The sequence below is a fragment of the Paenibacillus amylolyticus genome, assembly GCF_001570725.1.
Classification (GTDB): domain Bacteria; phylum Bacillota; class Bacilli; order Paenibacillales; family Paenibacillaceae; genus Paenibacillus; species Paenibacillus amylolyticus_A.
Map to the genome: position 1 here is coordinate 309971 of NZ_BCNV01000005.1, position 21006 is coordinate 330976.

The window sequence follows — 21006 nt, forward strand, 5'->3', positions numbered from 1 at the left end:
ACGCCTCCTTGATGTCAGGGTATCTCTAGCATTTAACCCGCAATCGTGATGTAAATTTCTCCGCTGTTGCCATCCACTTCGGTTTTGTAGGTATTCAAGCAGCCTTCATCCGGCTCCTGTACCTTGCCGTTACGCAGATCAATCTTCCAATCATGCAAAGGACAATGGACGGCTGTCCCGCATACCATGCCCTCCGACAGTTTTCCGCCCTTGTGAGGGCAGCGATTCTCGACGGCGTGCAGACTTCCGTCGCTCAGCTTGAAGACTGCAATTTCGGTATCCTGTACAAGGAAGGTCCGTGCTCCCTTTTCATCAATATCCGCAACGTGTCCAATCCGAAATTTGTTCATCGCTGTTCCTCCTCTTCTAGTGGGTTACCGGCTCGGCACCGGACAGTGGGGTGAAGTTTTTACGCAATTTCTCGTCTTCAATGATTTCTTTCCAAGGATCAACCGTATGACCCAGTGTAACTTCCAGACGTTCAACCAGAGCGAGACGTACATCCCGATCGGCCAATGCTTCCTTCACATGATCCAGACCTACCCGTTCAATCCAAGCCGCCGTTCTCTCATTCCATTTTGCGTTCTCTCTATAATATTGTAGGTAAGAGTAAGTCCACTCTTCCACTTCCGCATCGGTCTTCACCGTACAGAGCAACTCGGCTGCACGAACCTTGACTCCAGCGTTACCGCCAACATGAATCTCCCAAGCACCATCGATTGCGACAACACCCAGATCCTTGATCGTCGCTTCAGCACAGTTCCGCGGACATCCAGATACGGCGAGTTTCACTTTGGCCGGAGCAACCATTTTGTCGAGTTTTTTCTCCAGTCGAATACCCATCTCAATGGAATCCTGTGTGCCGAATCGGCAGAACGTATTACCTACACAAGTCTTCACCGTACGCAGCGCCTTGCCATAACCGAAACCGGAAGGCATATCAAGCTCTTCCCAGATCTTCGGCAGGTTCTCCTTTTGTACACCGAGTAGATCGAGTCGTTGTCCACCCGTGAATTTCACTAATGGCACATCGTATTTCTCCGCGACAGTAGCAATCTTAATCAATTCCGCCGGGGAAGTGACACCACCATAGATCCGTGGAATAACGGAATAGGTACCGTCCTTCTGGATGTTGGCGTGATAACGTTCATTGGTGAATTTGGATACACGCTCGTCTGTGTATTCAGCCGGCCAGATCATGCCGAGATAATAATTGAGGGAAGGACGACACTTGGAGCAGCCTTCCGGTTCATTCCACCCAAGAACATTCATAACTTCTTTAACGTTTTTAAGTCCCATTTCCTTGATCTGTGCAACAATTTCATCCCGATCATAGGATGTGCAGCCACAGATGCCTTCTTTGGTCTGTTCGCCTACATTATCACCTGCGTAATACGTGAGCAGGTTTTCGATAATGGGTTTGCATCCACCGCAAGAAGCGGAAGCTTTGGTACAGGACTTGATTGCACCGAGCGTATTACAGCCTTTGTTCAGTACAGCATCTCCAATGGAAGCTTTGGTAACACCGTTACAACCACAGACGATCTCGTCATCTGGCATACTTGCCATGCGCTCTGCGACAGATGGACCTGAGCCTGAACCACCGGAAGGCACACCGAGCAAAATTTCTTTCTCACGACCGCTGATGTTCTCACCACTCTTAATGAGGGAAAATAGAGAAGCGCCGTCTGTGGTATCTCCGAACAATACAGCTCCAATCAGCTGTCCGTCTTTGATCACCATCTTTTTGTACACACCATCAACATCATCCTGAATACGAATGCTGCGAGTGTCCGCAGCGTCTTTGAATTGTCCGGCAGAGAATACGTCGACACCAGATACTTTTAGCTTGGTAGAAGTGACTGAACCTTCATAGCCTTCAGTTGCAGCTCCAGCGAGACGTTTCGCGAGCACCATACCTTGTTCATATAATGGAGCAACCAGTCCATAGGCAATACCGCGGTGTTCTGCACATTCACCGACAGCAGAGATACCAGGAATGCTGGTATGCATATAATCATCTACAATGACACCCCGATTCACGTCGAGGCCGGTATTACGAGCCAGTTCAATCTGAGGACGAATCCCGACAGCCATGACAACCAGATCTGCTTCAAGTACCGTTTGATCGGTAAAACGAATGGCTTTCACCCGCTGTTTCCCTGTGATTTCTTCGGTATGTTTGTTCAAAAGGAACTTCATGCCCTGCTCTTCAAGCTCCCGCTGGAGCATCAGGCCTGCCGGGAGATCCAGATTCCGGTCCATCAGATGTCCGTTAATATGAATGACAGTGACGTCCATGCCCAGATTGAGCAGCCCCCGCGCTGCTTCCAGACCAAGCAATCCGCCCCCAATGACGGCAGCTTTGCGATACTTTTGCGATGCTTCCATCATGGTCTCGCAGTCTTTAATATCACGGAAGCCGATAACGCCTTCCTTATTCGCACCGGGAAGTGGGAGGATGAACGCCTGTGAACCCGTTGCCATAATCAGCTCATCATAGGATGCACGTACACCATTCTGAGATACAACTTCCTTGCGCTCGGCATCGATCTGAACGACCGGGTCACCCGGGTACACCCGAATGCCGTTATCTTCGTACCAGCTCCACTCGTTGATTACGATATCTTCAATCGTTGTTCCGCCAGCCAATACAGAGGATAGCATGATCCGGTTGTAGTTGGGATGCGGCTCTGCACCGAAGACTGTAATTTCATAAGCATGCGGAGCAAGCTTAAGGATATGTTCAATTGTGCGGATTCCCGCCATGCCATTACCGACCAGCACCAATTTTTTCGTTGTACTCATTATGATTAGCCCCCTTAGGTCCATTCTGCAAACTGCCTCAAAACCTTGTCTCTAAAATCGAAAAAGCCTGTTATGCCTCGGAGGACTGCGCATATACATACGCATCCCTTGCTCCGAGATTGCAAAACAGGCTTCATTGCCGTTTCAACCAGCTACGCCGTTGTAACTGTGATCGATTCAAATATGGAGTTGTTATGGCTTAACTATAAAAGATACATCCATCCATGTCAATATAGTTAACATAAAAAAGTATTTGAAATTTAAAGTTAATTATGTTTACATGAGTTTATTGGAATATCGAATGGACGACGAAGTTTTACGAGTATATCTTCATATGAATGAAGGATTTAGATGAAGTTGGCATACCGGATACAATAAACATTGTAGAAAAGGTGCCATGTAAGGTGTTTTGCCCTTTTTTATTACAGGATGATGAGGCGTGAAACGATGATTCGAAATTTAAAATTAAGACGCAAAATCGTTACCACCTGCTTTTTGTTAGGTAATATAACACATTTATTGCTTTCATGTATTAATGCATTAAATGTTATGGACTCTGACTATACGTAATAGGGAGGGATTGATCCATCATGCGATCTTTATTGGTCATCCGTGTACAACCAACGATAGCTGCCTCATCCGATGCAATCCCTCTGACACCGGAGAGGCTGCTGGGAGCAAACGGGTACCATGTACAGGTGGCAGGTAGTGAAACGGAAGCGCTGAAGTTGGCTCGTGAGGCGGAAGCATCCATTTTGCACCTATCCCTGACTGATGTGGAATACTGGGGGAACTGCCTGGGAAAGGGGAAGTCGGATACCCCGTTGCTCTGGTGGTGCGCGCCAGATACAGCCTCTTCCTCCGCAGAATCCTGCGAGGTCGAAACCTCACTAGATGGAATACTTACACCATCCATGACCGGGCCCGAGATCCACTGGACTCTTCACTTTGCAGCCCGGCGCTACATGGAACGCAAACAGTGGGAGCAGGAACGGAAGCAGTTGCAATCCAGGCTGGAGGATCGAAAGTGGATTGATATGGCAAAGGCTATCCTTAGTGATCTGAAGCAGATCTCCGAGGCCGAAGCCTATGACCTGTTACGCAAGAAAGCAATGGATGAACGCAAACGGATGGTCGATGTAGCTACAGCGATTGTGAAGGCACATCAACTGCTCCAGTCTTAATTGGAAGGAGGATTCTCCATGGATATGTCTCAGATACTCCGAGAGGTCGGACGTGGGAAACGAGGCTCACGTGATCTGAATTATACAGAGGCGCTGACGGTTGCAGAGAAAATCCTGAAACAGGAGGTTTCCCCTGCCCAGACGGCTGCGTTTCTAATGGCTGAACGAATGAAAATGGAAAACGTCGAGGAACTGGAAGCCTTTGTTCATGCGTGCCGTAACAGCGCGGAACGGTTCTCCGTATTTCAGAACGGATTGGACTGTGCTGGTCCCTATGACGGACGGACAAAGTCGTTCATGGCTACATTTCCGGTTGCATTTGTACTCGCGGCGGCCGGGTTGCCGGTGACTTTACATGGGAGCGATCCTTTACCACCCAAGTGGGGAGTTACGCTGTCGGTTCTGTTAAAGGAAGCGGGAATTGATACACGTAAAATGGATCGGGAAGATGCCCGTGGGGCTGCGTTGCGTTCCGGTGTCATGTATGTATCCTCCGAGGAATGGTGCGAGCCTCTTCGCAAGCTTCGTCCGTTACGGGAAGAGCTAGGTTTCCGCACGGTGTTTAACACGGCAGAGAAACTCATTGATTATAACCATTCACCGTATCTGGTGTTCGGTGTGTTTCATAATACCTTTCTGGATCGGATTGCGAAGCTGCTCACTCGGTTTAACTATCGCCGTGCTTATGTTGTACAGGGAATGGAAGGGTCTGAGGATCTATACATTGATCGGCCAACCCGCGTATACGCCGTGGAAGACGGTGATATGAAGCTCGAACTGGTTGATCCTGCAGCCTACGAACTGGATATGCCTGTGCCGGAACTGGTCTGGACGGCTTCGAAGCAGCTTGAAGTTGCCGAAAGTGTGTTAAGTGGCGACGGTCATATTGCTTTTGTGAATCAGGTATTGTTAAATGGGGGGTTCCGCTTGTACGCAGCGGGGCGTGTCAATTCCATAGAAGAGGGCATATACACTTGTCAGGGGTTGCTGGAGAGTGGTTCAGCGTATCGCATCTATCAGCAATGGTGTGTCTCCATGGGTGGCGAACTGCCGGATAGCAGAGCAGTCTCCATCTATCCGGCATCGTCCAGATAACCTTTGTGCAACATTGTGAGTGCTTAGTGTGTTCTTATTCCCAAGGATAAGTTACGGTTAGGAAGTCAGCGAATTTCTTGCTCTCTTCCCGCCGTTGTTTCCGCATGGCCGCCCGATCCGGAGCGGTCTCGTATAGTTTCTTCTCTTCTTCCGTCTCCGGGATAATGCGGGGTACGATCAGTTTGCGATTGTTTTCGTCCAGAGCCACAAAGGTCAAAAATGCGGTCGCTGCAATTTTCTTCTCTCCGGTCTTCAGATCCTCGCGGATTACCTTCACAAAAATCTCCATGGAACTTCGTCCTGTCCAGGACGCGAACGATTCAAGTGTCACCGAATCCGTTGGGTTAATCGGGTACAGGAAATCGACAGAGTCGGTTGAAGCCGTTACGGTATTGACCCGGCATAGCTTGGAAGCGGCGATGGATGCAATATCATCGATATAGGACATCAGTCTCCCACCGAATAGCGTGTTATGATTATTGACATCGGTTGGGAATACCCGTGCTGTCTTAAAACAACGCGTTTCGCGTACGTACTTTTTCTCCACCTGATCCATCTCCGTAGGTTTCGGTATCTCTCTCATGCTTTTTCCTCCTTACAGTATGGCTGCTGTGACATTTCATGTGTTGCAGGGTCTATTTATGATCTATTATCCCTAGTATAGGTGTCGGTCAGATACATATTCAAATGAAGTCAGAGTGCAAAAAAACCGCCAGGCGCGGACCGGCGCGCGGGCGGTTTACTGCTGTATATTAAGCCTTGGGTTTGAAAATGCCGGACGGTTTGCCGATTGGCAAGAACGCATAACCGAAGTGAGCGTTCAGTACCGAAGCGCCTGTACCATACAGGGACACAATTCCAATCGCCAGTTCAGCGTATGCTGCAATGGTGTGGAAAATGTGAGGAGCTACGCCGAAAGCGTCAAAGGTCAAGCCAAGGAACAGGAAGTCAATCAGAATGAAGATGATAAGCAATACTTTATTCGCTTCAATAGCACCGATCGTCATGAACAGGGTGAATACCAGGTATCCGGCAAAAGCAAATCCGAGCTGCTTGCCATCGGCCTGTTCAGCAAGCGTGGAACCGAATACGCCCATTTTGATCATCCAGTTGGCAGCCATAGCGAACCAGAAGAATGCGTAAGCGCCAAAAGCTGTTGTGCCAAAAGTATTGTTACGTTTGGAATCTTGAATGCATGCGAATAACTGGGCAAATGCACCCAGGAAGATTGCCCAAGGAATAGCGTAGCTAAGTCCTTCTGTAATGCCAAGCTTCTGGGAAGAAGCGACCAGGGTTACAATTGCCAACCCAAATAATCCCATTGCGCTGGGATCGGCATTAACAATTTTGACTTTAGTCTGTGAATCGGTCTGCATGGTGATGATAAGCCTCCAATAATATCAAATCAGGATCAATGCCTTCGTTGGCCGTCCTCTAAATTACATCATTTGTATCCGCCGGGTCCGGACACACACATCGCCCTATTGTACCTGAATGGCCCCGTTATGGAAAGGGATTTTATTACCTTTTAAGTCAATAGACTTCTGTTTTTTCAATATACACAATAACGACACAATCCATTCTGGCTATGAATGATGAGCTACAACGATAAAATCCAACCCTGGATTAACTGCTAAAATAGCGTTAAATCAGCCATTTTCGGATACGCACTTGTGTGATAGAATAGTATTTATCAAAATTTGGAGAAGAATACAAAACATCCTTGTCCCCTATGCCATATGTTAATCCAACTATAGATTGACAGGAAAAACTAAAATGGTTCACAGAATAAGGAGGTATCAGGGGTCATGGTTATGAGTTTGGATTTGAAAAATAAAATAGAAAAGGCCAGACATAACCTTCATATGCTGGTAGAGCATAACAAGGGTGGTCTTGGACATCCCGATGTGATTCGGCAGTCTATGGCATTGGACGAATTAATTAATGAGTATAACCGAATTAGCCGAAATCATTCACGGTCCTGAATCCGAATGGATTTTAATTTAATATACGGAACGAAGAAATAGATCGCAGCGCTTGGTCATACAGACGGGCATGAATATCGCCGAAATGGACAGCCTCCAGTTAAGAAGGAGGTGCCATCCGGCGTAATATTCATGCCCGTTTGTTTTTGCAACGTATCCATCATGCATCATGCTTAATGCAGCAATCGTTTGGCTTCCAGATATAACACCTGTACGAACTTTTTCGTATTAATGCGGGTCTGGGACAGGGAAGGCTCCACATTGTTTTGCAGCTCCAGCATTTTCTTGCGAATTTCGGTAAAATCGAAAAATTTGGATGCATAGTTCTCGAACTTGGGATGTGTATAATCCGTTAACCCCAGTGAAACCACATGGCTCAGTGTCTGGAAGATGGCTCTGCGGACACGTTGTTCCGATGCCTTGATCTCCTTGTTAACCTCTGCCAGAGAGGCGTTCTCTCCCAGCTTGCGTACCGCTACGTTCTGAAAGATGTCTTTGAGGGATGGGAACGTATAGGGCGACAGCTTATGCTCATCTGTCTCTACCTGCTCCAGATATTCGAGCATATCCAGCAGATCTCTGCTGCCGGCTTCGCCGATCATGCCCATCTCGGACAGCAGGAAATGTCCTGCTGTAGTAATCGTTTTGTCCGGAACCGGAGCCGCAGTGCGCTCGTTAGGATGCAAACCGGACAATCCCTGCAATGTCCGCTGAATATCTGCGATGGATTGCTGCATCCGTAACCGCTCACCCACCAGCCGTAGAACAGACAGTATCTCCAACCGGTTAATCGGCTTCGTAATGTAATATTCAATCCCTAGTGAATAGGCTTCGCCGATCATATTTTTCGACTCGATCTGGGAGATCATAACGATCTTGCCCTCGAACCTTCCTTCAAGCGCCCGGACAGTCTGAATCCCGTCCCGTTGTGGCATCAGCAGATCAATCAGCAGTACATCCACCTTATGCAGCTCCAACAGTTCCGCGTGAATATGTGCGCCGTCCTCGGCTTCCCCGGCAATATCGCCAAGCCCTTCATCCTCAATAATATCCATCAACATGGAACGAACGCCAGGATCATCATCCACGATAAAATAACGCATATCAGTCATCTCCTTTCCTGCTTGCATAGAACCTGACATGTCAGGTTAAATGACAATGATTGGGCAATCAAAGCCCATTTTTAAAATAATTGTAGAGATTGCATGTAGGTATTTGTCGATTTTCGTAGATGCGCTTGTAGTATAAGTAACATCCCATAGTCTGGGGCTAGTGTTGTGCAGAATGGTACAAACTTTTCATCTGACCCATCTCTGTACTTGAAATACACCATATAAAAGGGGCATACCGATGGAGCAAACAATACAAGATATTGTCGTCATTTTCAATGATTTTCTATGGTCCAAAGTGTTAATTATACTATTGGTAGTATGTGGTATATACTTCACCACCAAGACCCGATTCATGCAATTCCGCATGATTGGAGATATGGTGAAGGTGCTTCGAGAGCCGAAAAGTAAGGAACCAGGCAAAATTTCACCATTTCAGGCATTCTGTATTAGTATGGCGGCCCGCGTAGGCACAGGCAATATTACCGGTATTGCACTAGCCATCGCACTAGGGGGACCTGGGGCTGTATTCTGGATGTGGGTCATTGCGATTATTGGTTCTGCCTCCAGTTTTGTGGAGAGCACGCTGGCTCAGATCTATAAAGTGAAGGATAAGGGCGGATTCCGCGGGGGTCCGGCATATTATATGGAGCGTGGGCTGGGGAAGCGCTGGATGGGGATTTTATTTGCTATTCTCATTACGCTTTCATTCGGTTTGGTATTTAATGCGGTGCAGTCCAACACCATTACCGTCGCATTCGAAAACTCATTCGGTACGGATCGGTTAACGGTGGGGATCATTATGGCTGTGGTATTTGCAGGAATTATTATGGGCGGTGTCAAACGGATTGCAAAAGCATCGGAGTACATCGTCGTGGTGCTCGCCGTATTGTACATTGGGGTAGCGGCTTTTGTGGTGCTGGCGAACATTACCCAGCTTCCGTCCATGATTGCGTTGATCGTCAAAAATGCCTTCGGCATCGAGCAGGTGGCAGGCGGAACGTTGGGTGCTGCGCTGATGAACGGTGTGAAGCGCGGATTGTTCTCCAATGAGGCGGGCATGGGTAGTGCCCCGAATGCCGCTGCTACAGCGGATACAACACATCCGGTGAAACAGGGACTTATTCAGGCTTTTGGTGTGCTGACAGATACGCTTATTATATGTACAAGCACAGCCATGATTATTTTGCTATCGGGAGTCTACAAAGGTTCTAATCTGGGTGGCATTGAATTGACTCAGGCTGCATTAAGTGTACATATTGGTTCATGGGCATCCGGATTCCTGGCGGTCATGGTGTTCCTGTTTGCCTTCAGTACGCTAATCGGAAATTATTACTACGGTGAAACCAACATTGAGTTTATCAAATCCAACAAAATTTGGCTGTGGGTGTACCGTATTTGCGTTATCGCGATGGTGGTGTTCGGTGCGGTAGCCAAAGTACAGCTGGTATGGGATTTGGCGGACCTGTTCATGGGGCTCATGGTGGTGGTGAACCTGATTGCGATTCTGATGCTGTCCAAGGTGACGTTTGAAGCGCTGAAGGACTATAAGAAGCAAAAGGCCGAAGGACGTGATCCCGTCTTTACCCGTGACCGTATCCATATTCCGGGTGAAGTGGAGTGCTGGGAGTCGGAAGAAGAAGTGATTGGGGACAAATCATTACATGTAGCAAATTAAGATTGCAACTAAATTTGGTTAATGATAACCAAACGGACATAATAAACAGGACTTGGATTATCCATCATGGGCAACCCGAGTCCTGTTTATTACATATAAAATGTATCTTTGCACTAGCCAAAGTTCATCAAAGATATATTTTGATTAATTTTTAACGGAATAACTGATCAGTTGTTCAGACAGAGCTTTCATACGCTCGCCCGTGTCATTGAGCTTCTCGATGACATCTGTGAAGGAAGATACAAGCGTGGCTTGTTCCTGTGAAGAGGCTGCAATCTGAGAAACCTCAACTTCCATCTGTTTGATCACCTGTTGTACATCTCTCAGACTGGTATCGATATCACTTGTAGCTTGTTTGGCATCTACAGAGAGTTTGCGTACTTCAGATGCAACCACACCAAAGCCAGCACCAGCTTCACCAACGCGGGCAGCTTCTATAGCAGCGTTCAGGCCAAGCAAGTTGGTTTGTTCGGAAATTTCGCGAATGAACCCGGCTACCTTGTTGATTTGGGAAGAGTTCTGAACAGCAAGTCGTGTGTTTTGCAGGATCTGCTCACTGGTGGCCTGCAATTCTTCAGCATGAGCAGCAACGTGTTGCACCATATCAACCAGATTACCATTGATGGCTTGGTTTTCTTGTATAATATCCTCAAGTTGATTCTGATTAGATTGGTCATAAGACACACAGAAAACGGCAACGACTTTTTGCTGATCATCAAAGATCGGAATGTTCAGGGTATCCAGCTCAATACCATAAATTTCTTTAGGTAAAGTGGTGAGGGTAGCTTCTCTTCCGTTTTTCAAGACGGCAAAGTTTTGAAATGAGTCCAGGAGCAACATCCCTTTTTCAAAACCAAGGTCAAATTTCTCTGTTGTTATAACTTCCAATACCTTTTCGTGATCATATACGGATAAGCTGGCTGGTTCTCTTAGAATCTGACTAATATAAGGCATTACTTTAAGCAGTGCATCTACAACGTTCATTGAATATGCTCATCCTTTCAATATCTGAATAAATTATTTTTACGATCTATGGAATGCTCTATCTTTCATCGGACGGAAATGCCTTTTCGTGAACGGCATTTTGCATGAAAGAATGAACATTTTATGATTAAATTTTTAAATATTTTCCATGTGAAATGATTTATTGGATATAAGTGCTAGTTGTAACTATTTTTATATCAAGATATTTGTACGGATCTATATCAATTATGGGACATATGTCCTTTTGTATACGTTATATACGGCAACGGAGGGGAAGTCGGAATGAAAGAAATTATGGACTTTGGACTTGTGCGTCAACTCGCACGTGAGAATGGATTGGATCAGGTGCTGGACGAGTCTGCACTCGCTGAGTTGCGACTGCTGGAGGCTGTGAAGGGCGAGATGATATGTGCCAAAGGTGAGCGGCCGGAGCGATTGTATTTTCTCGTGCAGGGTAAGCTCAAAATCTATACCACACTGCCTAACGGCAAGTCTCTGTTGCTTCGTTTCAGTACACCGCTCGCGCTCGTGGGCGATCTGGAGCTGGTCAATGGCAAGGAGGCCAATAATACGGTAGAGTCTGTGAGCAAAAGCCTGCTGCTTGGTATCAGCTATCGCGTTCTCCAGAATACATATGCAGAGAATCCTAAATTTCTCCACTTCATGCTCAGTCAAGTAACGCATAAATTGTACACCTTCTCGAACCTTTCAAGTCTCAATATGTTATACCCGGTAGAGAGTCGATTTGCCAGTTACCTGTTGTCCACGATGGAGCAGGACGAGTCCTCCTCGGAAGAGATTCAGACTTCCAAACTGACCGAGCTTGCGGATATGTTGGGCACTAGTTACAGACATCTCAACAGGGTCGTTCACGATCTGTGTGATCGAAATATTATTCGCAAAGTGCGTCGGAAGCTCATAATCTGTGATCTGGAACAGCTGCGTGTCATCGCAGGAGGCAATATATATGAGTGATGGTATTTTAAAATAAACACCAAGCCTGCATATCTATGGGACATGACGCGGCACAATAAAATACAATATGGCACAACAAAGAGCACCCTCCCGAATATACCAAGGGGTGCTCTTCTTGCACTGAAATTCAAGTGGATTAGATATCTCCGCGTTGCTCGAACAATTGAGCAATCTCTACAATGACACGGGTTGCCTTCACCATATTGTCTACCGACACATATTCGAATTTGCCATGGTAGTTCTCACCGCCAGTGAAGATATTCGGTGTTGGCATGCCCATATAAGATAACTGGGAACCATCTGTTCCTCCCCGGATGGGGCGAATAACAGGTTCGATGTCCAGTCGGGTCATGGCCTCATGGGCAATATCGACGATCTGGCGTACGGGTTCAATTTTCTCACGCATGTTATAGTACTGGTCATTCAATTCCACAGTAATGCTTTTCTCTCCGTACTTGGTCTTCAGTTCATTTGCGATATGGAGCAGATTCGTTTTACGCTCTTCAAATTTTGCCCGGTCAAAATCACGGATGATGTAGCTCATCTTCGTCTGCTCAACGTCACCCTCTAAAGACAGCAGATGGTAGAAACCATCATAACCGTCCGTGAATTCAGGAGCTTCCTCTACAGGCAGGCGTCGATTCAATTCCATCGCAATTTTCAGAGAGTTCACCATCTTATTCTTCGCTGTTCCGGGATGCACATTGGTGCCTCGTACGGTAATTTTAGCGGCAGCTGCGTTAAAGCTCTCGTATTCCAGCTCACCAAGTGGTCCACCGTCGACGGTGTAAGCATATTTGGCTCCAAAAGCAGCTACGTCAAACTTGTGTGGTCCGCGGCCAATCTCTTCATCTGGGGTAAAAGCAACCCGAATCTTACCGTGTTTCACTTCCGGGTGGTCAATCAGATAGGCCATCGCCGTCATGATCTCGGCAATGCCTGCCTTATTGTCTGCACCAAGCAATGTTGTACCGTCAGTTGTAATCAGCGTGTGGCCTTTATACTCGTGCAGTTCCGGGAAATCTTTGTTGGACAGCACAACATCCAGTTCCGAATTAAGTACAATGTCAGCACCGTCATAGTTATCGATAACCTGCGGTTTAACATTTTTGCCTGTGAAGTCGGTCGCTGTATCGAGGTGAGCCAGGAAACCGATCACGGGAACATCTTTGTCGGTATTGGATGGCAGTGTAGCCATGACATAACCATTCTCATCCATCGTCACTTCTTGCAGACCAATGGAGTTACATTCTTCAACGAGCAGTTTGCCCAAGGCCAGTTGGCCGGGTGTGGAAGGGCAGGTCTCGCTATTTTCATCGGATTGGGTATCCATCTGAACATAAGTACTCAGTCTTTGAATTAATATATCTTTCAACGGTATCGCTCCCTAGCTTGGATTTATTTCTTTTGGGGTATAGTATTTCCTGTATGTCTCTATGGTTATCATATCATGTTTTGCAGTCATTTCCAGAATGGGGCAGAACCGAAATATGAGGATGACTAGGTATCAAAAAGGGTACCAAGGCACAAAAATGTACGTACTTGTGTTTCCATACGTCAGGTTCATAATAAATGATGAAGAAAGGATGTGTTCAAGACATGCCATTTATCACCGTTAAGGTACTGGAAGGCAAGACGACTGAGCAGAAACGTCAGTTGATTGAACGTATGACCGAGGTAGCCTGTGAGACACTGGATGTTGAACCGAGCAAGGTCTTTATTTTCATTGAGGATCTGGAGAAGGACAACTACGGCAAGAATGGAAAAATGTTTTCGGATTTGGACAATAAGTAAGGCTTCATATATATCATGATCAAGGAACAGGAGATGCAGTATAAATGACGGAGCAATTATTTTCGCCCTATCAATTCAAAAGTTTGCAATTAAATAACCGTGTCGTCATGGCACCGATGTGCCAATATTCCGTGACGGCGAAGGACGGCATTCCGAACGATTGGCATCAGGTTCACTATGTGAGTCGTGCGGTTGGAGGAACTGGACTGATTGTAATCGAGATGACGGATGTCGATCCGGATGGACGCATTACTGACAATGACTTGGGTATATGGTCAGATGAGCATGTGCCGGCCTTCACCAAACTTGTCGATGGAATTCATGCTTACGGCTCCAAAGTAGCTATTCAGATCGCACATGCGGGACGAAAAGCAGAGGATGCTCCGCAACCGGTAGCCCCATCAGTAGTCACTTTCCCGGGAGAAAAGTACAAGGAGCCTCGTGCGTTAAGTACAGAAGAGGTAGAAGCTATGGTACAGAAGTTCGCAGACGGCGTTCGCCGCGCGGTACAAGCTGGCGTGGATGCCATTGAGTTGCACGGCGCACATGGATACCTCATTCACCAGTTCCACTCTCCGCTGATGAACCATCGCGAGGATGTGTATGGGCAGGATCTGTCCCGTTTCGGCGTTGAAGTCATTCGTGCAGTGAAAAAAGAAATGCCAGCAGACATGCCGCTGATTTTGCGGATTTCGGCTGTGGAATATGCAGATGGTGGGTACGATATCGAGCACACGATCAATATCGCTCGCGCCTACCAAGATGCAGGCGTGGACATGTTCCATATCAGCTCAGGCGGAGAAGGTCCTTCCGGACAACGGAAACCTGGGAACTATCCGGGGTACCAGGTACCATTTGCCCGTCGTTTCCGTGAAGAACTGAACGTTCCTGTAATTGCAGTGGGTATGCTGGAGGATGCAGCGCTGGCTCAGGCGGTTATTGGCAACGGAGACGCGGATCTGGTTGCGGTTGGCAGAGGCATGTTACGTGATCCGTACTGGGCAAACCATGCGGCTCTGGAGTTGGGCGTCAGCAAGGATCAAGCCGCCATTGCGGAGCAATATTCTCGTGGATACTAATTTGCACTAACAGTTAGACTTGCCACTCCGATGACAGAATAACCTTCCGATCGCTGTTATCCTCAGATTTTTTGATTCACTTTTTCAAAGGTGAAAATCTGAGGATAAAGGCGAACGCGCTGCTTCTTCAGGCTATTTCTGTCCTCTGCGTTCTCGTGTAAATGTTATTGCAAATCTTATATAGTAAAAAAGGCCACAGCATGGGTTAAACCTCATGCTGTGGCCTTTTCTTGTATGATGAGAAGCATGTATCCTCAATTACTGATGGCTACGCTCTTCGAGTCGCTTCATAGACGAATTTTTGATTCGACTGCGTGGGTGGTTGATCCGGGTTAGAGTCGGCGTATACTTTGATGTCTGAAAAACCAATGTGTTCGAGAATTAGGCGTAACTCTTCTGTGCCGTACCAACGCAGAGTGAGTTGTTGCAGCTCCGTAGCGGCAAGAGCACCCTGATGCCATTGTTCATAGCGGATCAGACTCACTTTGTATTGGTGTAGAAGGTTCACTTCAATGGTTTTTGCTTCTACTGTGATCGTATCGCCGTCAGGTAATGAAACGGTTGATGTTTCTACCGAAGAGGGCTGTGTCACATCGGGCAAAAACAGATCAAATACGAGCCTACCTCCAGGTTCCAAATGTTGAAATAGATTACGTAATGCGTTAATCGATGCCTCTCTATCTTGAATGAGGAGCAAAGAACCTCCGGGAATGATAATTGCCTCGTATCGATATGGAAGGTCAAGCTTCTCCAGATCGGCAACGAACAGCTCAGGCATGGGTAATGCTCGATCCATACAACGAGAACGGCAAGAGTCAATCATATCCGTTGAATAATCAGTTCCATCCACTTTCAAGCCTGCTTCAAGCAAAGGAATGAGCACTCGGCCTGATCCCGACATGGCTTCAAGGATGCGTCCTTTGCAGCCCTGAAGATAACGGCGATAGAATTCAATGTCTCCTCCCAAGGAGTGTCCCACAGGTTTCGTTAGATCATAAACGGCGGTGCATAATGGACCGTAATAACTGAATGACATAGTATAGGTGTCCCCCACAATTTAAATGTAATAAAATGAAAACGTGGAAGGGAAGTGAGCGGAATTATCCCTTCCGGCAACGGTTGGAATTGAATTTTTCAGAGCAGACTATCATAGGAATCACGCACCTTTTATGTAATATGTTCCAATTATAGGGTGGGGATAAAGCGGAGGTCAACTTCTATTCGAGTAGTTATACGAAAAGAAATGTATTAAGGAGGTGATACGTATGGATTCATCATCAAGTTCATCAAGTGCACTGCCGGATATCCGTCAGGAACGATTGCTTCATGCACCTATAGAGAAGGTATGGGAGACGGTCTCGACTGCGCAAGGACTGGGTTCCTGGTTCATGCCAGGCAATCTGGAACCTGTGGAAGGTCATGAATTTATACTGGAAGCAGGCGCTTTCGGTCAATCCCCTTGTCTGGTGACGGAAGTGCTACCGCTAGAGAAATTATCATTTCGCTGGGGAAGGGACTGGACGTTGACGTTTCAACTGAATGAACAGCCGGAAGGTACGGATTTCACACTGATTCACAGTGGTTGGGATGCGGATAAACTGACTGAATTTGGACAGGCCCAAGCCATCGTACGCGAACGTATGGATCAGGGATGGGTCGGAATCGTTCAGAAGCTTGCTCAAGTTGTTAAATAAATCTTCATTTAATCAACCTCAGGCCATTTTGCCCGTTCATTCCGGTGAAATTCGGCCTGAGGTTCCTTGGCGTAACAAGATCTGGCGGAAACAGATAGAAATCCTTCAAATTATAACGAAGTTGACCGATTATGATACGGAAACTATTTCCGTGAGCACCAGAAACGTGTAACATGAATTATAGTGATAAATCGACAAAATTAGACGTCTCTCGCCATTGTGGATGGAAGGAATACATAGATGAGAAAACACTGGATTATGCTGACCATAAGTTTCATATGCATTGTCATTGTTCCACTGGGCTGGATTGCCCAGACGTTAATTAGTGAGCGGAGTAACCCCCAGGCTGCGGATGGAAGAATTGACCTGACCCAGTGGGATTTTGATCGCAAGGGTCCAGCGTCTCTAAAGGGTGTCTGGGATTTCTATCCTGGGCAGTTGCTCAGTCCGGCAGATATTGAAGCAAGTGTATCCGGTCGCAAGCCATTGCCACCTTCGTCAGGCACTCAAGTTCCGGCCCGATGGAACAAATCTCTGGGGCAAGCACATGGGTACGGAACCTACCATCTGCAAGTCCAGCTTACAGCCCGAACGATGAAAAACGATTACGGCATACGCACGCAGAATATACGTATGGCCCACCGGGTATTTATCGATGGGAAAGAGATTGGCGGTAAAGGACTGCCGGGAATGACCCCTGATACGGATGTGCAATTAAATCTGCCCTTTACGGGATTCACGTCCATTGATGGCAACACGGCTGACATTATTATTCAAGTATCAAATTATAGTTACTCGTCTGGGGGCATTGTGGCACCCATTCTATTTGGAGACGAGCATAGCATCCTGAAAAGCCAACAACAGGACTGGCTCAAGGATCTGATGACCTTGTTCGGCTTTATCTTGCCCGCCGGCTTCTTTCTGCTACTGTTTCGGTTGCGGCGTAGTGAGAAGGAACTGAATTATCTCGGATTATTCAGTCTTTCCGGTGCACTTTACGCTTTGACCCATGGGGAGAAGTTACTGGGAACGTTTGTACCGTTCCTGACTAACAATGAAATGCTTCGGATTCAGCTTCTTAGTTCAGCCTTTGCTTATTACTTTTTGCTTCGATATATGGATGCTCGTGTACCAGGGGCAGTTCATCAGTGGTTTGTTCGTCTTGCTGTAGTGCTAATCATTGCCCAGACCATTGTGGGCCTAACGCTCCCTCCGACCCTATTCTCTTCTTTTGAGCTTCCCATGTTGCTGATCTCGCTTGTTGTTATGTTCTATACGCTGCGAGCGATGTTCTATTGGTTAAAAGGACGACCGAATGACAGCCATTTTGCACTGGTAAGCATGATGAGCATACTCATGGTTGTTGTATTGCACACTCTTGGTGCGTTCACTGCTGTAGATACAGCGTTCTTTGCGCTGATTGAACTTTTATTATTTGTATTTGCCCAGATGATTGTGACGGCAATCCGCTTCGCACAATCATTCCGTGACGTGGAGGCTCTATCGGAGCGTTTGCTTGCCATTGACAGTCTCAAGGACGAGTTCATGGCGAACACGTCTCATGAGCTGCGAACTCCGCTGCACGGGATCATTAATATTGCACAATCGATGCTGGAAGGGGCAGCTGGAGCGGTCACACCCAAGCAAGCCAAGAATCTGTCCATGATTACAGCAACCGGTAAGCGGCTGTCGCTGTTGGTTAACGACATTTTGGATTTTTCCAAACTGAAAAATAGTGAGATTGAGTTGAAACGGGTAGCTGTCGATCTGGAATCGGTTGCCCGTACTGTAGTTGAAGTCTCGGGTTTCACGTTCGAGGACAAGCCGGTTTTACTGATTCAGCAATGGCCCCAGTCGTTGCCGCTTGTTGAGGCAGACGAAGATCGCCTTCGGCAGATTCTGTATAACCTGCTGGGTAATGCCTATAAGTACACTGAGCAAGGTGAGATTCGGTTGTACGCCAGTGTTGAAGGGGATCGGGTGAAGGTATCGGTCGCTGATACGGGGGTAGGCATCGCCTTGGACAAACAGGAGGATATTTTTCAGGCGTATGAGCAGAGTAACGGGACGATTGAGCGATTGAATGATGGAACTGGACTGGGTCTGAGTATTACACGGAAACTCGTTGAGCTTGGCGGAGGTGAAATCTGGGTTGAATCGGAGCCGGGGCAAGGTTCGACCTTTCATTTTACCTTGCCTGTTATGAAGTTACCGCTGCTACAGTCTCAGATGAAACCAGCTGCCGCCCGGTATGTTGCTGCACATGGGGCAGGAACGAAGGAACTAGTGACAAGAGAGTCAGATGAGCCGGATAATCTTACGGAAGCGGAGCACACGATTCTGATTGTAGACGATGATCCCGTGAATCGACAGGTATTGCTTAACCTGTTATCGACGGAACGGTATCGTGTGATTGCGGCGGACAGCGGGTCCACTGCATTGAAACTCCGTGAAGAATTCCCGTCCATTGATCTTGTCATTACGGACTGGACAATGCCCAAAATGTCCGGGCTTGAGTTATGTCGCAAACTGCGTGAGCACAGTTCCTTGTCAGAGTTACCGATTCTGATGCTGACCGCCCGAGGGCTGCCTGAGGATATCAAGCATGGGTTCCAGGCGGGGGCCAATGACTTCCTGAGCAAACCGGTGGATGCCGGTGAATTGCGTGCCCGGGTTCGGACGTTAATTGAGATGCGGAGTTCTGTGCAGGAGGCTATTCGGACCGAGATGGCCTTTTTACAGGCACAGATCAAGCCGCACTTTCTATACAATGCACTCAATGTCATTATCGCGACCTGTGCAGTGAATCCGGACAAAGCAACCGATCTACTGATTGAATTGAGTCATTACCTGCGTGGAAGCTTTGACTTCCAGAACAGGGAGCAGCTTGTTCCTTTGACCAAAGAGCTGGAATTGGTGGAGTCTTATGTGCATCTGGAACAGGCGAGATTTGAGGAAAGACTGGTGGTTGAGTATGAGGTGGAATCGGACGTGCATCTATATCTGCCACCTCTCAGTATTCAGCCACTTGTGGAGAATGCCATTCGCCACGGCGTGATGGAGAGGGCAGCCGGCGGGACAGTTCAGCTTAGAATTTTCAAAGAGAGCGAGCATGTGGTCGTTCAGGTTCAGGATGATGGTGTAGGTATCCCTCCTGAGCGTATGGCTCAGGTCATGTCAGGGCGCACCGAAGGTCCAGGAGGTGTCGGGCTGCAAAATATAAACCGTCGCCTGATGTCTCTCTATGGTCAGGGACTCGAGATTCATAGCCATGTGGGTAAAGGCACGCAGATCCGATTCCGTATCCCTGTGCAAAAGGTGGATTATTCCAATTAATGTGCCGAGTTAAGCAATTATGGTTAACAGACTAATAAGCGGATGCCGATAAAATCGGTATTCTTATTGAATCTTTCATGGCAGGAGGCTGAAATAACGGTGAGAGCCATTGTAATCGATGATGAGAGGCCAGCGCAGCTTCATCTGGAGCGACTACTACGAGCGGACGGACGAATTACACCCGTGCAATGTTTTTCAACAGCTCGTGATGGTCTGCATTTTCTGGCAAACGAACGTGTAGATGTTGTATTTTTGGACATTGGAATGCCGGAGATGAATGGCCTGGAAGCGGCTGAATATATACAGCAATTGGATCAGAGTATTCGTATCATCTTTGTTACGGCTTATGCGGACCATGCAGTGGAAGCATTTGAGCTGCATGCACTGGATTATGTACTGAAACCGGTAAGCTCCGCCCGATTGACCAAAACCATTGATCGAATTGTGGGCATAATGTCGCATACTTCCCAAGTTGCAGCCACCGCCGAGGTACAGGAATCGGAACCTGTATCTGTGGAGTTGGATACTGAAGTTCCGGGGCTGCTTACGTTCAAACATCTGGATATCTACAGAAGCTTGGATCAGGGTGCCAAGAAACATAAGTGGCGCACAACCAAATCACAGGAATTGTTTGCTTTTTTGTTTCATCACAGGGAAGAATGGGTAAGCAAGGAGATTCTGCTGGATAAGCTGTGGGGTGATGTTTCCCAGGAAAAGGGATTAACCCATCTACATACTTCCGTGTACCAGATTCGAAAGCTGTTTAAGGAATGGAACATGACAGGCAAGCTGGAGTACAATATGAACCGTTATCGCCTGTTATCAGGCAATCTGGTAAGTGATGTGGATCAATTCGAAAAATCCATGGTCTACAACGTCATCACATCAGACAATGTTGATGACTTGAGGCATATGATTCCGCTTTATCGTGCCGATTATTTGGAAGAGCATGATTATCACTGGGCACAGGCCAAAGCAAGGGAACTGAGACGGAAGTACACAGGGCTGGTTATGGATATTGCGAGATGGGACATGGAGCATGGTCGTGGCAAGGAAGCGATTGAGCAATTAACGATATTGCAGGAACGGGAGCCTTATTCGGAAGAGATCTGCCGACTCATGATGGAAGTGTATGCATCCATGGATGATCAGCAAGGCATACTTCGTTTATATCATTCATTTACATTGACATTAAATGAGGATCTGGGGTATCAGCCCGAGCCCGAAACAAGCAGGTTATATCAGAACCTGACGGACAAATAAACGTAAGTGCAGACAGGAGGGT

18 protein-coding genes are annotated in these 21006 nt (G+C 47.2%); 10 read left to right on the plus strand and 8 right to left on the minus strand.

The window, feature by feature from the left end:
• Window positions 1-32: 32 nt before the first annotated feature.
• A complete protein-coding gene (nirD, locus tag PAHA3_RS21375; RefSeq protein WP_062836709.1) occupies window positions 33-350 on the minus strand; it encodes a nitrite reductase small subunit NirD in 318 nt (105 codons plus the stop codon).
• A gap of 16 nt (window positions 351-366) precedes the next feature.
• Window positions 367-2808: a nitrite reductase large subunit NirB gene (nirB, locus tag PAHA3_RS21380; RefSeq protein ID WP_062836710.1), complete on the minus strand. Its 2442-nt coding sequence runs from the start codon at window positions 2806-2808 to the stop codon at window positions 367-369.
• Between the two features lie 590 nt (window positions 2809-3398).
• Between nirB and PAHA3_RS21385 the strand changes: the two genes are divergently transcribed.
• A complete protein-coding gene (locus tag PAHA3_RS21385; RefSeq protein WP_062836711.1) occupies window positions 3399-3992 on the plus strand; it encodes an ANTAR domain-containing response regulator in 594 nt (197 codons plus the stop codon).
• Window positions 3993-4010: 18 nt separating this feature from the next.
• Complete coding sequence (locus PAHA3_RS21390; RefSeq protein WP_062836712.1) at window positions 4011-5087, plus strand: anthranilate phosphoribosyltransferase; 1077 nt, start codon at window positions 4011-4013, stop codon at window positions 5085-5087.
• A 34-nt stretch (window positions 5088-5121) separates the two neighbouring features.
• On the opposite strand, the gene PAHA3_RS21395 is transcribed toward PAHA3_RS21390, so the two are convergent.
• Window positions 5122-5634 carry an acyl-CoA thioesterase gene (locus tag PAHA3_RS21395; protein WP_062837096.1) on the minus strand — a complete coding sequence of 171 codons (513 nt, stop codon included), beginning with the start codon at window positions 5632-5634 and terminating at the stop codon, window positions 5122-5124.
• A gap of 205 nt (window positions 5635-5839) precedes the next feature.
• Window positions 5840-6463: an acetate uptake transporter gene (locus PAHA3_RS21400; protein ID WP_036671640.1), complete on the minus strand. Its 624-nt coding sequence runs from the start codon at window positions 6461-6463 to the stop codon at window positions 5840-5842.
• 432 nt (window positions 6464-6895) lie between these two features.
• Between PAHA3_RS21400 and PAHA3_RS21405 the strand changes: the two genes are divergently transcribed.
• Window positions 6896-7072, plus strand: a complete 177-nt coding sequence (locus PAHA3_RS21405; protein ID WP_062836713.1) for an aspartyl-phosphate phosphatase Spo0E family protein — start codon at window positions 6896-6898, stop codon at window positions 7070-7072.
• Window positions 7073-7245: 173 nt separating this feature from the next.
• Here the strand turns inward: PAHA3_RS21405 and PAHA3_RS21410 are convergent, their stop codons facing one another.
• Window positions 7246-8175: a response regulator gene (locus tag PAHA3_RS21410; RefSeq protein WP_062836714.1), complete on the minus strand. Its 930-nt coding sequence runs from the start codon at window positions 8173-8175 to the stop codon at window positions 7246-7248.
• A gap of 247 nt (window positions 8176-8422) precedes the next feature.
• Between PAHA3_RS21410 and PAHA3_RS21415 the strand changes: the two genes are divergently transcribed.
• Window positions 8423-9859 (plus strand): alanine/glycine:cation symporter family protein, encoded by a 1437-nt coding sequence (locus PAHA3_RS21415; protein WP_062836715.1) that lies wholly within the window; start codon window positions 8423-8425, stop codon window positions 9857-9859.
• Window positions 9860-10003: 144 nt separating this feature from the next.
• Here PAHA3_RS21415 and PAHA3_RS21420 read toward each other — a convergent pair whose 3' ends face one another.
• Window positions 10004-10843, minus strand: coding sequence for a methyl-accepting chemotaxis protein (locus PAHA3_RS21420; protein ID WP_062836716.1), 840 nt, complete (start codon window positions 10841-10843; stop codon window positions 10004-10006).
• A 282-nt stretch (window positions 10844-11125) separates the two neighbouring features.
• Here PAHA3_RS21420 and PAHA3_RS21425 point away from each other — a divergent pair, with 282 nt between their 5' ends.
• A complete protein-coding gene (locus PAHA3_RS21425) occupies window positions 11126-11818 on the plus strand; it encodes a Crp/Fnr family transcriptional regulator (RefSeq protein WP_062836717.1) in 693 nt (230 codons plus the stop codon).
• Window positions 11819-11954: 136 nt separating this feature from the next.
• Here PAHA3_RS21425 and pepT read toward each other — a convergent pair whose 3' ends face one another.
• Entirely contained in the window at window positions 11955-13193 is a 1239-nt protein-coding gene (gene pepT, locus PAHA3_RS21430; protein ID WP_062836718.1) for a peptidase T, read from the minus strand.
• A gap of 224 nt (window positions 13194-13417) precedes the next feature.
• On the opposite strand from pepT, the gene PAHA3_RS21435 reads away from it, so the two are divergent.
• Window positions 13418-13612: a tautomerase family protein gene (locus PAHA3_RS21435; protein ID WP_062836719.1), complete on the plus strand. Its 195-nt coding sequence runs from the start codon at window positions 13418-13420 to the stop codon at window positions 13610-13612.
• Between the two features lie 44 nt (window positions 13613-13656).
• Window positions 13657-14691: an NADH:flavin oxidoreductase/NADH oxidase gene (locus PAHA3_RS21440; protein WP_062836720.1), complete on the plus strand. Its 1035-nt coding sequence runs from the start codon at window positions 13657-13659 to the stop codon at window positions 14689-14691.
• A 268-nt stretch (window positions 14692-14959) separates the two neighbouring features.
• Here the strand turns inward: PAHA3_RS21440 and PAHA3_RS21445 are convergent, their stop codons facing one another.
• Window positions 14960-15727 carry a class I SAM-dependent methyltransferase gene (locus PAHA3_RS21445; RefSeq protein WP_062836721.1) on the minus strand — a complete coding sequence of 256 codons (768 nt, stop codon included), beginning with the start codon at window positions 15725-15727 and terminating at the stop codon, window positions 14960-14962.
• A 229-nt stretch (window positions 15728-15956) separates the two neighbouring features.
• Here PAHA3_RS21445 and PAHA3_RS21450 point away from each other — a divergent pair, with 229 nt between their 5' ends.
• The 3 genes from PAHA3_RS21450 to PAHA3_RS21460 all read left to right on the plus strand — a co-directional run bounded on the left by PAHA3_RS21450 (window position 15957) and on the right by PAHA3_RS21460 (window position 20984).
• Entirely contained in the window at window positions 15957-16385 is a 429-nt protein-coding gene (locus PAHA3_RS21450; protein WP_062836722.1) for an SRPBCC family protein, read from the plus strand.
• Between the two features lie 240 nt (window positions 16386-16625).
• Complete coding sequence (locus PAHA3_RS21455) at window positions 16626-19721, plus strand: ATP-binding protein (protein ID WP_062836723.1); 3096 nt, start codon at window positions 16626-16628, stop codon at window positions 19719-19721.
• 99 nt (window positions 19722-19820) lie between these two features.
• On the plus strand, window positions 19821-20984 hold the full coding sequence (locus PAHA3_RS21460; RefSeq protein WP_062836724.1) for a response regulator: 1164 nt from the start codon (window positions 19821-19823) through the stop codon (window positions 20982-20984).
• Window positions 20985-21006: the final 22 nt, after the last annotated feature.

What these genes read in the sequence shown, in the direction of transcription:
- nirD (WP_062836709.1), bottom strand. Translation starts at nt 350, where the DNA reads ATGAACAAATTTCGGATTGGACACGTTGCGGATATTGATGAAAAGGGA.
- nirB (WP_062836710.1), bottom strand. Translation starts at nt 2,808, where the DNA reads ATGAGTACAACGAAAAAATTGGTGCTGGTCGGTAATGGCATGGCGGGA.
- PAHA3_RS21385 (WP_062836711.1), top strand. Translation starts at nt 3,399, where the DNA reads ATGCGATCTTTATTGGTCATCCGTGTACAACCAACGATAGCTGCCTCA.
- PAHA3_RS21390 (WP_062836712.1), top strand. Translation starts at nt 4,011, where the DNA reads ATGGATATGTCTCAGATACTCCGAGAGGTCGGACGTGGGAAACGAGGC.
- PAHA3_RS21400 (WP_036671640.1), bottom strand. Translation starts at nt 6,463, where the DNA reads ATGCAGACCGATTCACAGACTAAAGTCAAAATTGTTAATGCCGATCCC.
- PAHA3_RS21405 (WP_062836713.1), top strand. Translation starts at nt 6,896, where the DNA reads ATGGTTATGAGTTTGGATTTGAAAAATAAAATAGAAAAGGCCAGACAT.
- PAHA3_RS21410 (WP_062836714.1), bottom strand. Translation starts at nt 8,175, where the DNA reads ATGCGTTATTTTATCGTGGATGATGATCCTGGCGTTCGTTCCATGTTG.
- PAHA3_RS21415 (WP_062836715.1), top strand. Translation starts at nt 8,423, where the DNA reads ATGGAGCAAACAATACAAGATATTGTCGTCATTTTCAATGATTTTCTA.
- PAHA3_RS21420 (WP_062836716.1), bottom strand. Translation starts at nt 10,843, where the DNA reads ATGAACGTTGTAGATGCACTGCTTAAAGTAATGCCTTATATTAGTCAG.
- PAHA3_RS21425 (WP_062836717.1), top strand. Translation starts at nt 11,126, where the DNA reads ATGAAAGAAATTATGGACTTTGGACTTGTGCGTCAACTCGCACGTGAG.
- PAHA3_RS21435 (WP_062836719.1), top strand. Translation starts at nt 13,418, where the DNA reads ATGCCATTTATCACCGTTAAGGTACTGGAAGGCAAGACGACTGAGCAG.
- PAHA3_RS21440 (WP_062836720.1), top strand. Translation starts at nt 13,657, where the DNA reads ATGACGGAGCAATTATTTTCGCCCTATCAATTCAAAAGTTTGCAATTA.
- PAHA3_RS21445 (WP_062836721.1), bottom strand. Translation starts at nt 15,727, where the DNA reads ATGTCATTCAGTTATTACGGTCCATTATGCACCGCCGTTTATGATCTA.
- PAHA3_RS21450 (WP_062836722.1), top strand. Translation starts at nt 15,957, where the DNA reads ATGGATTCATCATCAAGTTCATCAAGTGCACTGCCGGATATCCGTCAG.
- PAHA3_RS21455 (WP_062836723.1), top strand. Translation starts at nt 16,626, where the DNA reads ATGAGAAAACACTGGATTATGCTGACCATAAGTTTCATATGCATTGTC.